The 12766-nt window shown below is 61.1% G+C and carries 11 protein-coding genes; 7 read left to right on the top strand and 4 right to left on the bottom strand.

The genetic code is table 11. The annotated features are described in order from the left end of the window. Nucleotides 1-33: 33 nt before the first annotated feature. The 5 genes from ACYVIA_RS19615 (at nucleotide 34) to ACYVIA_RS19595 (ending at nucleotide 6437) form a co-directional block, all read left to right on the top strand. Nucleotides 34-1158: a hypothetical protein gene (locus tag ACYVIA_RS19615; RefSeq protein WP_460843830.1), complete on the top strand. Its 1125-nt coding sequence runs from the start codon at nucleotides 34-36 to the stop codon at nucleotides 1156-1158. Nucleotides 1159-1397: 239 nt separating this feature from the next. Beyond that, on the top strand, nucleotides 1398-1907 hold the full coding sequence (locus ACYVIA_RS19610; protein WP_460843828.1) for a hypothetical protein: 510 nt from the start codon (nucleotides 1398-1400) through the stop codon (nucleotides 1905-1907). 65 nt (nucleotides 1908-1972) lie between these two features. Beyond that, nucleotides 1973-2740, top strand: coding sequence for a transporter (locus ACYVIA_RS19605; protein WP_460843827.1), 768 nt, complete (start codon nucleotides 1973-1975; stop codon nucleotides 2738-2740). Between the two features lie 240 nt (nucleotides 2741-2980). Next, a complete protein-coding gene (locus tag ACYVIA_RS19600; protein ID WP_460843886.1) occupies nucleotides 2981-5425 on the top strand; it encodes a penicillin-binding protein 1A in 2445 nt (814 codons plus the stop codon). 436 nt (nucleotides 5426-5861) lie between these two features. Then, nucleotides 5862-6437: a GAF domain-containing protein gene (locus ACYVIA_RS19595; protein ID WP_460843825.1), complete on the top strand. Its 576-nt coding sequence runs from the start codon at nucleotides 5862-5864 to the stop codon at nucleotides 6435-6437. Between the two features lie 50 nt (nucleotides 6438-6487). Here ACYVIA_RS19595 and ACYVIA_RS19590 read toward each other — a convergent pair whose 3' ends face one another. From ACYVIA_RS19590 to ACYVIA_RS19580, 3 genes are all read right to left on the bottom strand, one after another. Then, nucleotides 6488-6970, bottom strand: a complete 483-nt coding sequence (locus ACYVIA_RS19590) for a c-type cytochrome (protein ID WP_460843824.1) — start codon at nucleotides 6968-6970, stop codon at nucleotides 6488-6490. A 297-nt stretch (nucleotides 6971-7267) separates the two neighbouring features. Then, entirely contained in the window at nucleotides 7268-7522 is a 255-nt protein-coding gene (locus ACYVIA_RS19585; RefSeq protein WP_460843822.1) for a hypothetical protein, read from the bottom strand. Nucleotides 7523-7725: 203 nt separating this feature from the next. Continuing rightward, nucleotides 7726-7944 carry a hypothetical protein gene (locus ACYVIA_RS19580; protein WP_460843820.1) on the bottom strand — a complete coding sequence of 73 codons (219 nt, stop codon included), beginning with the start codon at nucleotides 7942-7944 and terminating at the stop codon, nucleotides 7726-7728. Between the two features lie 569 nt (nucleotides 7945-8513). On the opposite strand from ACYVIA_RS19580, the gene ACYVIA_RS19575 reads away from it, so the two are divergent. Next, nucleotides 8514-8942 (top strand): MAPEG family protein, encoded by a 429-nt coding sequence (locus ACYVIA_RS19575; protein ID WP_460843819.1) that lies wholly within the window; start codon nucleotides 8514-8516, stop codon nucleotides 8940-8942. A gap of 74 nt (nucleotides 8943-9016) precedes the next feature. Here the strand turns inward: ACYVIA_RS19575 and ACYVIA_RS19570 are convergent, their stop codons facing one another. Continuing rightward, nucleotides 9017-10621 (bottom strand): WS/DGAT/MGAT family O-acyltransferase, encoded by a 1605-nt coding sequence (locus tag ACYVIA_RS19570; RefSeq protein ID WP_460843817.1) that lies wholly within the window; start codon nucleotides 10619-10621, stop codon nucleotides 9017-9019. A 355-nt stretch (nucleotides 10622-10976) separates the two neighbouring features. On the opposite strand from ACYVIA_RS19570, the gene kefC reads away from it, so the two are divergent. Beyond that, entirely contained in the window at nucleotides 10977-12764 is a 1788-nt protein-coding gene (gene kefC / locus ACYVIA_RS19565) for a glutathione-regulated potassium-efflux system protein KefC (protein WP_460843815.1), read from the top strand. Nucleotides 12765-12766 lie beyond the last annotated feature (2 nt).

The raw sequence follows: 12766 nt of genomic DNA, 5'->3' as shown, positions 1-12766 counted from the left end.
CCAGCCGTGCAGTGGTCACAGGCAACACAGGCCATGAAGGAAAGCAACTGCAGCAGCAGCGATGTCACACCATCAACGCTGCACAGCTTTCCGGCACCCGGGATCACGATCAATCCATTTGAGAAAGGGAGTCTGAACATGCTGATGAAAAAGAACCTGGTAATACTGGCCGCGATCGCGGCGCTTGTTTCCGCCTGCGGCGGTGGTGGTGGCGGTACGCCGAAAGTCGTCGGTGGCGAGCAGACCACGGACACCACCACTCCGCCATCCAACAATACGGGCAATCCGCCGCCGGCCGACCCGGTTAACCCGCCGGATGAGGATCCGTCCACGCCGGCCGACCAGCAACTCGCTGGCGATGTGCGCCTGGTTGCCAACCAGATGGCGTACATCCGGACAAATCGCTCGATCTATAACGCCATCGCGATCGAGGCATTCGAAAGCGAGCAGGGCATGTACGACTTTGCGTCCGGTACGGCGACACCGGAAACCGATGTTGCCGTACCTTCACCTGCGGCTGCACCGGCTGCCCCGATTGCAGCGGTTGGCTTCCGCGTAGACAAGTTCGTGCACGGTACTGGGGACATGCAGGTCTCCAACCAGACCGTCGTCGGCCGCATCGCGTTCAGCTTCACCGAGCGCGCCGGTTCCGCAGGCATTGGCGAGAACGAGATGGCAGAGATCATGCAGTTCGTGATCGATGGCGTCGAGCTGTCCACCGATGAAAATGGCCAGCTCTCGGCCAAGGTACGCGAAGGCGCGCAGATGCATGTTTATGGACGCAATGCCGGCAATGAGGAAGTGCGCGAAACCATCCCCGTCCCGGCCGGCGCAGTGCAACTGCTGGATGTCTCCGAGGTGCTCGACAACCTCGGCGACACCACCAGCACCGTGCTGCTGGTGGATCTGGAAACCGCGTTCTCGCAGGCTGGCCAGAAACTCGCCGCACTCGAAAACATCCGCGGGCATTTCGCTACGCAGGTCACCATGTCCGTCGCCAGGATCGTGCGCCCGGCAGAAGGCGCAACGGAGATGACGCCGGAACTCGAAGAGCGCGTGCTCATCGGTGAGCCGATCACGGTCAACACCCAGCCCGCCGTTACTGGCGCTGGCATCAGCGGCAATGCCTGGATCCGCATGTATCCGCCGCAGCCGTAATCAAAAACTTTTTCATGCCTGAAGCGAGGGGTTGGAGCGGATCGGATATCCGCTCCTTTTTTTGGGGGCCTATGTTATTTCGATCACGCATTGATGCCAATGTGATCGGAATCTCCTGCCGCGTAACGTTCCCGCGTAACGTTCTCTTACAGGAGATACAGGTTTAGTGGCTCTCAGTGCGAGGCTTTCTCCTTAAGATAAGTTCTGCAACACATCCACAATCGCCTTCCGGAGAAAGCATGAAACACACGAAGTCCCTGAGCCACGCTGCCATTCTGGGCGCACTCGCTGCTGCCATGATGTCGACGGGTGCTGCCGTTGCACAGACAACAACGGATGCAGCGACAACCACTACGACTACGACATCGGCTACTGCACCGGCCACCACCACGACAGCACCGGCACCGGTTACGACAACGACCGACGCGACGACAACGACGACAACGACATCGGAACCCGCCCGGGTCAGGAACGGTGCAACGGTCTACAAGCCGGGCACAACCCTGCCGGAGGGCGTAACCGCCAAGATGAACGGCAACGGCGCTGCCGTTGTGCTGCCCGAACCGGCGCAGGCCGGCCAGGCACGCGCGGCCGAGCACAGGGCCGCAGCCGTTGAGAGACGCGAAACTGCAGCCGCCACCAGGGTGGAGCGGGTAGCGAAGGTAGAGCGGGTCGAAAAAGCAGAACGGCCGGCGAAGATCGAAAGGATCGAGCGGCCTGAAAAAGTCGAGCGCACGCGCCGCAACTAAATGATTCACCCACGACCGGGCGGCATGCCCGGTTTTTTTATTTTGTATTTGAGATTGTTAAACGCATGAAAAAACTGAGTCTTGCAGTCGCTGCTCTTTTGTCGCCGATGGTGTCGAACCTCGCGTTCGCCGACAACAACCTCTCGCTGAAGACCGGCTTTGACTACACCACGGGCAAGTACGGTACCAGTGAAACGACCGAGATCACCTCGATTCCCTTCATCGCCAACTATGAAACCGGCAACTGGGCGTTCAAGGCGACGCTGCCTTACCTGCGCATCACCGGTACCGACAATGTGATCGCTGGCGTCGGCGCAGTACGGCGCACGTCGACGGTCACCCGCACCGACTCCGGCCTGGGCGACCTCACCACGTCGGCAACCTATTCCTACTTCGGTGACCCTGCCGCGCAGTTCGGCATCGATTTCACCGGCAAGATCAAGTTCAGTACCGCCGACAGCGACAAGGGCCTTGGCACCGGCGAGAACGACTACTGGGTCATGGTCGACCCGTACAAGAGAGTCGGCAAGATCACCTACTTCGGCGGCGTGGGCTACGGCATCCTTGGCGACTCCAGCACGCTCAAGCTCAAGAACGTCATCAGCGCCAGTGCCGGCCTGGTGTACAAGCTCGACCAGAAGGCAAGCATCGGTGCCGTCCTGGATTACCGCACCAAGTCGACTGACAACGGCTACAGCCAGCGCGAACTCACCGGCTTCTATTCGCGAAAGCTCACCGACCAGTACAAGCTCCAGGCTTATGTGCTGACGGGCTTCTCCGACGGCAGCCCGGATTGGGGCGCGGGCGTTAACGTGGGTTACGCCTACAAGTAAGCCACGTCAGGCGAATTCTCAGCCAGACAAGAGCGGCGCACTTTGGCCGCTCTTTTTCATTTTGGTGAAAATGAAATGGGCGAGAACGTCGTAGCAATGGAATAATTACCCTACAGTAAGAGCCGATCCCGCCGCCCGGCGATCGCGACAACGTAGGAAACCACTTTGGAAGCACATCACAAGCTGCGCGATCTCGTCGCGCGGAGCGCAACACGCATTGCCGGCTATTTCAAATCCGTCATCGACCCCGCACTCGGCAAACCGGCGAGGTTCAAAGCTCTTGTAAAGGCGGCATTCGCCAGCGGCGTCATTGCTGCATTGCTGCTGTTTGCCTACGCCATCATCCTGATCCCGTTCACGCCCGGTATCGCCGACATCCGCAAGGCCAAGGCGGAGACGCCAAGCATCCTGATGTCGGCTGACAGCAAGGAGCTGGCCGTCTTCAAGCGCATGAACCGCGAGTGGGTCGAGCTGGACCGGATTTCGCCACATGTGGTCAATGCATTGATTGCGACCGAAGACCACCGCTTCTACGAGCATCATGGCGTCGACCTCAAGCGCACTGCGGCCGGCATCCTGCGTACGCTGCAAGGCGACCCGGAAGGCGGCTCCACGCTGACGCAGCAGCTCGCACGCAACCTGTATCCGGAGGAGATCGGCCGCAAGCGCACCATCACCCGCAAGCTCAAGGAGCTGATCACCGCACTGAAGATCGAGTACGCGTATTCCAAGCAGGAGATCCTGCTGACCTACCTCAACACGATGCCCTTCCTGTACAACGCCTTCGGCATCGAGATGGGCGCGCGCACCTATTTCGACAAATCCGCGTCGGAGCTGAACGTGCTCGAGAGCGCAACCCTCGTCGGCATGCTCAAGGGCACCAGCTACTACAACCCGGTGCTGCGTCCCGAGCGCGCGCTGGAGCGCCGCAACGTCGTGCTGTCGCAGATGGCCAAGCGCGGTGTGCTGGCCAGGAGCGAGTTCGAACGGCTCAAGAAGCGCCCGATCCGGCTCGACTTCGAGCGCCAGCCGGAGCCGGTCGGCGCTGCGCCCCATCTTGCCGTGCAGGTGCGCAAGTGGCTGATCGACTGGGCCGACCAGAACGACTACAACCTGTATTCCGACGGCCTGGTCGTGGTGTCCACCGTCGATTCGCGCCTGCAGGCCTATGCGGAGCAGGCCGTCGCCCGCCAGATGCAGGCACTGCAGGCGGTGTCGGATGTGGAGTGGGGCGTCGGTTCAGGGCGCCTGATCTCCACCCGTCCGCAGGCCTATCTCGGCATGCGCTCGCAGGTGCGCCCGTTCGGGTTTTTCTGGAAGACGCATGGTGAGCTGCTGGATGCCTTCGTGCGAGAGTCCGCTGCCTATCGCAAGGCGATCGAAGAGGGCGTCGCGCCCGAGCAGGCGCTCAAGCAGCTGAAGGAAGATGCCGTCTTCATGGCGCAGCTGCATGCGGACAAGACGAGGCTGGAGACGGGATTTGTGGCGATCGACCCGACCAACGGCCATGTGAAAGCGTGGGTGGGCAGCCGCGATTTCAAGGTGGACCAGTTCGACCATGTCGCACAGGCGCGCCGCCAGCCGGGCTCCACCTTCAAGCCCTTTGTGTACGGTGCTGCGCTGGAAAAAGGCATGGCGCAGGACGACAAGTTTGCCGATACCGAGATTGAAATCAAGATGGACGACGGCACCGTCTGGCGGCCCACCGACATGTCCGGTCCGAGCGGCAGGCAGATGACGCTGCGCGAGGGGCTGGCCTATTCGAAGAATGCCATCACCGCGCAGGTGATGCAGGAAGTCGGCCCGAGGCGCGTTGCCGACTTTGCGCGCAAGCTTGGGGTCAGGCAGAGCCCGCTGGAAGAGGTTCCGGCACTGGCGCTCGGCACCAGCCCGGTCACGCTGCTCGAAATGACGACCGCCTACAGCACGATCGCCAGCGGCGGCGAATACCGCCAGCCCATCCTTGTCAGTCGCATCCTCGACAAGGATGGCAAGGTGCTGGAGACCTTCAGCAGCGATGGCGAGCGCGTCATCTCCGCAAAGACCGCGGACGAGCTGACGGACATGCTGCGTGCCGTCATCGACCAGGGGACAGGCCGACCGATGCGCTGGCAGGTGGGGCGGCGCCCGGATATCGCGGGGAAGACCGGCACCACGCAAAACAATGCCGACGGCTGGTTCATCCTGATGCACCCGCGTCTCGTTGCCGGTGCATGGGTTGGCTTCAACGATGCGCGGATCACGATGCGCAGCAATTACTGGGGGCAGGGCGCGCATACCGCACTTCCGCTGGTCGGCGACTTCACCCGGCGTGCGTTCGGCGCGCGTCTGGTTGATTCCGCCGCGCGTTTCCCCGAGCAGCCCGAGCCCTTCTTCGACGCGCTGATGGCCAAGGTGAAAGGCTGGTTCGACTGGCGCAATCCTCAGCCGGAGCCCATTCCTTCGCCGCCAGATCGTCCTCAGGTACCGCGCAAGCCTGCTCCGCAGGAGCTGCAGCCGCTGCCCGATCCGCGCAGCGAAGAAATGGAACGGATCAGCAACCAGGCAGAACTCGTGCCGATCAACGGCGAAGACAGCAACTTTGACCTGTCCGCACCGGAAGAGCCTGGGACGGCGCCTTTCCCCGCTCCAGGGGCAGCCGGTTCGATGAGCGACGAGGAAAACACAAACGCTCCCGGGCAATAGCGAGCTGCAAAATCCTCCGTGGCAGGTGTTGGTGATCGAATAATAGAAAGCAGAACGGTGGCGTGAGCGTGTCGCATGCCGATGCAGTACGCGCACTTTTAGGCTGTGTTTGACAAGCGTAGCGAGCGGTTCGGAGTGGTGTCGAGGAGCGCACGCGTACGACTGGTACGCCGAGCACCGCAGACATCAATCCGGGCCGCGCAGTAGCTTGTCAAACACGGCCTAGAGCGTCTGACACAATGCTGATCGCAAGGCGCGCCGACGAAGACAGTACATGGCGTACGGCGAGGAAGCGGACGGCCGCCCCACGCAACGCTGCAAGTGGCATTTTGTTAGACGCTCTTAGTCTGTGGGTTTGCGAAATTCGTTCTTGCAATCATCGCCTGCGTGATAGCATAGGCGCCCTTTTATTCATGCCGTTACCGGGATCATTCCAATGGCCGATTTTCGAGGCATGCTGCAGGATATCGTTATCACGCATGAGCTCCTGCGAAGGCCAAGTCGTCCGGCCAATCCACACGTAGAGAAGCTCGCGCTGGACGAGATCGCACAGCAGACGCCCCACGGCCGGGACGCCATTCTGCACGCCTTGTGCCGTCTCGGATTGCGGCTTTGCGATGGCGGGTCGTGCGGCATCAACCTGCTTGAAAACAGCCGGGAGGGTGGGCACTTCCGCTGGGTCATCATCGAAGGTGCGTTTGCTCCCTATAAAGGCGGCACCGGTCCGGTGGATGACAGCCCTTGTGGTTATGTCCGGGATCAGAACGCGCCGCAACTGCTCGCCAACACTGCGCGTTACGTCGAGTGGATGCAGGAAATCGAGATCCCTGTCGTGGAAAGCCTGATCGTCCCGTTGTGCAGGGAGAAGGACGAGGTCATCGGCACCATCTGGGTCGTGTCGCACGAGGAGCAGCGCCGATTTGATTCCGAGGACCTGCGCATACTGTCGCTGCTGAGTAACCATGCCACGGCGGCGCTCAAGCTGCACGAGTCGCTATACACGCTTGGCTGAGCCGCGACCTCGAGTCTTTTCAGGCAAGGATCTCTACGCGTGGAATGCAGTTATCTCTTCGCGTGTTCCAGCGTCACGCTCTTTTGCATCTCGAGGGCGTCCGGCGGCCAGTTGCTCTTGATGTAGGCGAGCACTGCCACAATCTCCTCTTCCGACAGCGTCTTGCCATACGCCGGCATGTCGGTCTGGTAGCCGTCCGGCGCCGTCCTTCCCGGTACCAGGCTGTTTTTCACGATGTCGATGAGCACCGCATCCGCGTGATGCCAGGTATGCCCGGTTTCGTCATGCGGAGGCGCCGGCAATCGGCCATTGGCCAGGCGCCTGCGCCATTCCGGCTGGCCTTCCAGGCTGGCGCCATGACAGGACGCGCAATGCTGCGCATAGATATCTTTTCCTCGTGCGACCAGTGCCGCATCGGACGGACTGATGAAGGCGCGTTCCGCTTTTGCTCCTGCGCTGGTGAAATACAGGACAGTGGCGGCTGCCAGTGCCGCGGCGGCGACGGTGGCGATGATCAAGGTTTTCTTTGCCATTGCATGAAAGTCTGGAGGCGTACAGTGAAGGAAGGTCCGGACCGCAAAGGCGATGCCGTGACCTCTCCTGCGGGACGCTCATTATGAGGCTGTCTTCGACAGGGCGGAACTGCAGATGTCCCCGTTCGACCGCTCCCTCGCCGTTCCCTTGAATTCACGTCAACGACAAAGGCGCAACCATGAAACCAGGACTGGAAGCGGTCAAAGCCGGACCTGCCATGATGAAGGCGAATGAGGGCATTTGGAAGAGGTTGCCATTTCCGGGCCGGAGCAACCCGCAGCCGATGGCGCCAATGTTCAAGCTTTCTGCCTGAACTCGTAGTGCACGAGATAGGTTCGCCTTCCGTAGATTACGGCAGTGGTGCGCTCGATGCCTTCCTCGGAATGCACGACATGCACTTCGAGGCAGTCCGGCATGCCAGGCGGAAGAACGCACAGTTTTCTGGCGTAATTGCGCACGGGAAGAAAAACCGGCATCACCCATTCGCGGACCGGTGTGGCGTCCGTCTCCGCGGAAGAGAAATGCGGTGCGTTCGGAAAGATTCCTGGCATTGGGGACCTCAATGAGAACAAGACGTGTGGCACGCTGGTGAAAAACGCCGGCGCAGGCCGCACCTGCTTGCCACGTTTTTCTGCAGCCCGCCCGGCTTTACGCCAGGCACTTGTATTTGGCATCCCGCCACCAGCTTCGTTCCGCTACAGGACACGAATACTCCGGACTTCCGGTTCTGGCAGCGGTTCCGCTGCCAGAGGTGCTAATGCCTCGGACCTGTTCCTTCACTATCCGTTGGTGGCGACTGCATTGGTGTCTGGGAGCCTGAAGAGCTATTGGTGTTGGAAACATTGGAGCCGTTGGAACCGTTGCGGCGGTCGGCCGTATTGCGCGGCACGGCACGTCGTTCCGCCATTCGCCGTTCCCTGAATTTGTTGAGATCGTAGCTCGCGGCTTCGAAAAGATCGTCAGGTCTTGTCATGGCTGTCTCCTTGTGTTGCTGTAAGAGAAGTATGCACCCGATTTGCACGAACAAACTGTTGATTCTTTTGACGCAGATCGACCTTTCCGTTGTGAATGCCCTTATTGCCACGGTTCGTTGATGCTTGTTTCACTCTTCATGTATCCGATTGATGCAATTCATGCAAGCCTAAGAGCCTGTTTGAAAACTGTAGCGAGCGGTCCGAGTTTGGCTTGAGAAGCGCAGTCGTACGTGAGGTACGACGAGCATCGCAGAGCCAAAATCGGGCTGCGCAGTAAGTTTTCAAACAGGCTCTAAGCGCGCATTGAATCGAGCATGAACTCACCCCTTGCACTCCGACTCCGCCACACACTTTGCCGCAGCGGCTTGTTGCCGGCAGTGCAGTGAGCCTGACTGTGTCCATCTTCCAATGGTAGTGGCCGCAACGATTGGTGCTGCCGCCCGGAGCAATCAAAAACGCAGCAATATTCCGGCCGGTACCAGCTGCGCATTCTCAACAAGACGCCAGAACCTTTCTCTCCCTGCGCAGCCTATCGGAGGGAGATTGTCGCGGTGATAACGGAGGGAGCATGAACATACCAGTACTCAGTCTGCTCGGTTTCACGCTCTGGACCATCTTGTTGCTGCTGGCAACGGTGGGCGTGTATCGCTGGCGAAGGATATTGACGCGTCGGGTGGCGATCAGCCGCTTCGTTGCCGGCGATGACCTTGGTGACGAGTGGTATGGCCGCGCAATGCGCGCGCATGCCAACTGCCTGGAGAACCTGCCGATCTTTGCAGTGCTGGTGCTTGCTGCCGGAGTGCTGGGCGCGGGAGGGCAATGGTTTGACGGCCTGTGCATCCTCGTCCTGGCCGCACGCGTTGCGCACTCGCTGATCCATGTGTGCTTCGTGCAGACGGATCGCGTGGTCGGTGTTCGATTCGTTTTCTACGTGATGCAGGTGGTGGCCTTTCTCGTGATGGCCGTGGTGCTGATCCGGTACGCCATGGGCGCCTGAATGAATGCAAGGAAAGGCCCGGCCGTCTTCCCCTTCCGGCCGGGCCCCCTTTTCGCCATACCGCTGCCGCCGTATCAGGCAGCGGCCTGCGCCAGACGCTTTTCGCGCGGTGCACTCCTGCGGCGGGTTTTCTGCGTTGCGGCGCCTGCCGGAAGCGGCGCGACAGAGGCGAGCTCCGGCTCGTTCACCCGCACTTCCATCCGGGCTCTCTTTCCGGCAGTCCTGCGTTTGACCGGGATCGCCGCCATCTTCTCCTTGACCTCCGATTCCTGCAGCAGCGCCATCAGTTCCAGGTGCGCTTCGCTCATATACTTCGCCAGCTCGCGCACATCCGGCACGGCGCGGCGGCAGGCAATCAGTCCGAAGTCGAGGGCGCCGTTATAGCTCTGCACCGTGATGTTGAGCGCTACGCTATGGAAGGGAATCGACACCGGGTAAAAGCTCGCCATGCGTGCACCCGCCATGTACATCGGTTCTTGCGATCCCGGGACGTTGGAGATCAGCACGTTCGCGATCGGCGGCATGTTGTCGCCGAGATTGGCGCGGCTGAAGAGCGATGCAAATGCGCTCATCAGCCACGGCACGCCGATGCTTGGCAGGTCGGTCGGCAACAGCGACTTCACGCGGTTGATCGTGCCCTTGAGCGAGCTGGAGGCATTGACGATTTCCACCATGCGTTCCTTCGCGCCGGCCTTGTCCGTGGGCAGATGCGTCATCGCAATGCTGAACTTGTTGCTCAGTTCCGTATCGCCTTCCTTGCGCAGGTTCACCGGCATCAGCACCTTCAGCGGTTCGCCGGGCAGGGCGCCCTTGGCGTCGAGATAACGCTGCAAGGCGCTGCTGCAGATCGCCAGCACCGCGTCGTTGAGGCTGCCGCCGAACGCCTTGCCGACTGCCTTCGCTTCCGCCAGCGGAATCCGAACGGTCGAGAACACGCGCTGATTCGTGATCGACACGTTCAATGGTGTCTTCGGGCCGGGCCGGAGCTTGTTCGCCAGGCCGCCGCGGCTGCTGCCGACGCTGCCGCGTTTTCCCTTGGGCATGAGCATCAGGCTGCCGATGGTCATTGCCGTGGTGGGCAGATGCTTCGCGATCTTCCAGTATTGCGCTACGGTGTGCCGCATGACATTGGCCAGCATGGCATTGATGCCCGGCACGCTTTCCTTTTTTCCTTCCGATGGCGCGGGGAATTCGCGCGGCTCCGGGCTCAGGTCCAGCAACACGCGCGCCAGCGATCCGGCGCCGATGCCGTCCAGTGCGGAATGATGGACTTTCACATAGAGGGCGGCCTGCCCCGACTTGAGCCCGTCGATCACATGGAATTCCCATAGCGGGCGGGTACGGTCGAGCAGCTGGGAATGCAGTTTCCCGACCATGGCTTCCAGTTGCACCATCGTGCCCGGTTTCGGCAGGACCGCCTGCTGGATGTGGTAGTCGAGATCGACATCGTCGTCTTCCACCCAAATCGGGTTGGCGAAGTCCAGCGGCAGGTGGGCGAGCTTTTTCGTAAACAGGGTGGCAAGGTGTATGCGGCCGGCCACGTGGGCCTTCACGTCATCGCGGAAGTTGCCGTCATACCCTTCCGGCAAGTCAAACAGATGCAGGGCGCCGATATGCATCGGCATTTCCGGCAGTTCCAGATGCAGAAACGCCGCATCCAGGCCGCTGAGTTGTTTCATTGTTTCTCCTAAGTGGACTGACTGAAGATGTGTCGGGAGCGCGTCAGTTTTCCAGATCGGACCTGCCGGGATGGGACATTTCTCAAACTTCGGGGTGGGACGGTTAGTGGCGGCGTTCTAATCGGAACGCCGGCGTGGCGCGGGATGGGCGGTGAATTTGGGCGTGCATACCGGATTCAGAACACGTCTGGTCAGGCCGCGAGCGCCGCAGTCGAGCGGGAAAGTGCTGCGGTGTGCTTTCGCGGCGGCACTGCCCGTACACCATGATTGCGCTTGCTGCTACAGTAGCCGTTCACGACTCGCGGCACGACGCGACCTTTGCGCACGGCCGAAGTTACTTCCCAGACGACCATCCATGCACGACCTGCTGTTTACGCCCATCGTTTTCCTCCTGCCCGCCGTCCTGCTCGTCCCGCTGGCGTACCGGCTCGGCCTTGGCTCCGTCCTCGGCTATCTGCTGGGCGGCTGCATTATCGGCCCCTGGGGACTGTCCCTCGTCCAGAACGTCGATGTCATCAGCCATGTTGCGGAGATCGGCGTCGTCCTCATGCTTTTCCTGATCGGGATGGAACTGCAGCCGACAAAGCTGCTTGAGATGCGCACCATCGTGTTCGGCGGCGGAGCACTGCAGATGGGAGCCTGCGGCATCGTCCTTGCGGCCGCAGCCAGCTTTGCAGGGCTGTCAATGACCGCATCGATCGTGGCCGGACTGACGCTGGCGCTGTCCTCCACGGCGATTGCCGTCCAGAGCATGCAGGAGAAGCATCTGTCGAACACGCCTGCCGGCAAGAACGCGTTTGCGATTCTACTGTTCCAGGACATGGCGGCGATGCCTTTGCTGGTGCTGATTCCGCTATTCGGCAGGAAGGTCGCAGGCGGTGATGCCGTTTTCCATTGGCCGCTTGCCGCTGCCGCACTGATGGCCGTGCTGCTGATCGGCCGCTATGCGATGCGCCCGACGCTGCGCCTGATCGCCCGTACGCGTCTGCGTGAAATCTTTACCGCATTCGCGCTGCTGCTGGTACTGGGCATCGCGCAGCTCATGACGCTGGCCCACCTGTCGATGGGCCTGGGCGCCTTCCTGGCCGGCGTCCTGCTTGCCCGGTCCGAATATCGGAAGGCACTGGAAACCGATCTTGAACCGTTCAAGGGATTGCTGCTCGGCCTGTTTTTTACCTCGGTCGGCATGGCGATGAACCTTGGCCTGCTGGCATCTGCCCCATTGAAGATCCTTGCGCTGACGATCGGCTACATGCTGCTGAAGATGCTGATGCTCGGCGTGATTGCGCGCTTGTTGCCCATCGCGCCGGTGCAACGCTGGCCCTTCGCCGGCCTGCTTGCGCAGGGGAGCGAGTTCGCGTTTGTGCTGTTTGCCGTGGCACGGGATGCGCAACTGATCGCAGCTCCCTGGAACGACATGCTGCCCCTTGTCGTTGCCGTCTCCATGGCGCTGACGCCGCTTGCGATTGCACTGGGAAACCAGGTGAGCAGGCTGCTGCATCCCGTCCAGCCGCGCGAGATCGACGTGATCCAGCCGGATGGCGCCCGTATCATCATCGCCGGCTTCGGCCGCATCGGGCAGATCGTCGCCCGCATGCTGTATGCCTCCGGCATCAAGGCCACCATCCTCGACAACGACCCCGACCTGATCGAGACCGTCCGCCGCTTCGGCTTCAGGGTGTTCTACGGCGATGCGACGCGGCTGGATCTGTTGCGTGCCGCAGAGGCGGACAAGGCCGTGCTGCTGATCAATGCCATCGACGATGTGGAAAGCAACCTGCGGCTGGTCGACCTGGTGAACAGCCATTTTCCGCACCTGAAGATCATCGGGCGCGCGCGTGACCTCCCGCATGTCTTCGAACTGCGCAGCCGCGGCGTGGACATGATCGAGCGGGAAACCTTCGAGGCGGCGCTATCGATCGGTGAGCGTGCGCTTGCACAGGTCGGCATGGAGGCGCAGCTGGCGCGGCTCGCCAAGGACAGGTTCCGTGCACATAACTATGAGACACTGGAAGCCATATTCCCTCACTACACCGACGAGGTGAAGACCATCTCGATTGCACAGACTGCGCGCGAGGCACTGGCGAAGTCCTTCGAGCAGGACGGAATCCGGGTCAGGGACGAGTTGTCGGACCGACGCTGAGC

This window comes from Noviherbaspirillum agri (assembly GCF_054780595.1).
The sequence above is the reverse complement of the archived record's forward strand: the minus strand, read 5'-3'. Positions and strand labels throughout refer to the sequence as shown.

Bases quoted from the DNA above. Each gene is read 5' to 3' on its own strand.
- ACYVIA_RS19615 (WP_460843830.1), top strand. From the start codon at position 34: ATGAAGGAAAGCAACTGCAGCAGCAGCGATGTCACACCATCAACGCTG.
- ACYVIA_RS19610 (WP_460843828.1), top strand. From the start codon at position 1,398: ATGAAACACACGAAGTCCCTGAGCCACGCTGCCATTCTGGGCGCACTC.
- ACYVIA_RS19605 (WP_460843827.1), top strand. From the start codon at position 1,973: ATGAAAAAACTGAGTCTTGCAGTCGCTGCTCTTTTGTCGCCGATGGTG.
- ACYVIA_RS19595 (WP_460843825.1), top strand. From the start codon at position 5,862: ATGGCCGATTTTCGAGGCATGCTGCAGGATATCGTTATCACGCATGAG.
- ACYVIA_RS19590 (WP_460843824.1), bottom strand. From the start codon at position 6,970: ATGGCAAAGAAAACCTTGATCATCGCCACCGTCGCCGCCGCGGCACTG.
- ACYVIA_RS19585 (WP_460843822.1), bottom strand. From the start codon at position 7,522: ATGCCAGGAATCTTTCCGAACGCACCGCATTTCTCTTCCGCGGAGACG.
- ACYVIA_RS19580 (WP_460843820.1), bottom strand. From the start codon at position 7,944: ATGACAAGACCTGACGATCTTTTCGAAGCCGCGAGCTACGATCTCAAC.
- ACYVIA_RS19575 (WP_460843819.1), top strand. From the start codon at position 8,514: ATGAACATACCAGTACTCAGTCTGCTCGGTTTCACGCTCTGGACCATC.
- ACYVIA_RS19570 (WP_460843817.1), bottom strand. From the start codon at position 10,621: ATGAAACAACTCAGCGGCCTGGATGCGGCGTTTCTGCATCTGGAACTG.
- kefC (WP_460843815.1), top strand. From the start codon at position 10,977: ATGCACGACCTGCTGTTTACGCCCATCGTTTTCCTCCTGCCCGCCGTC.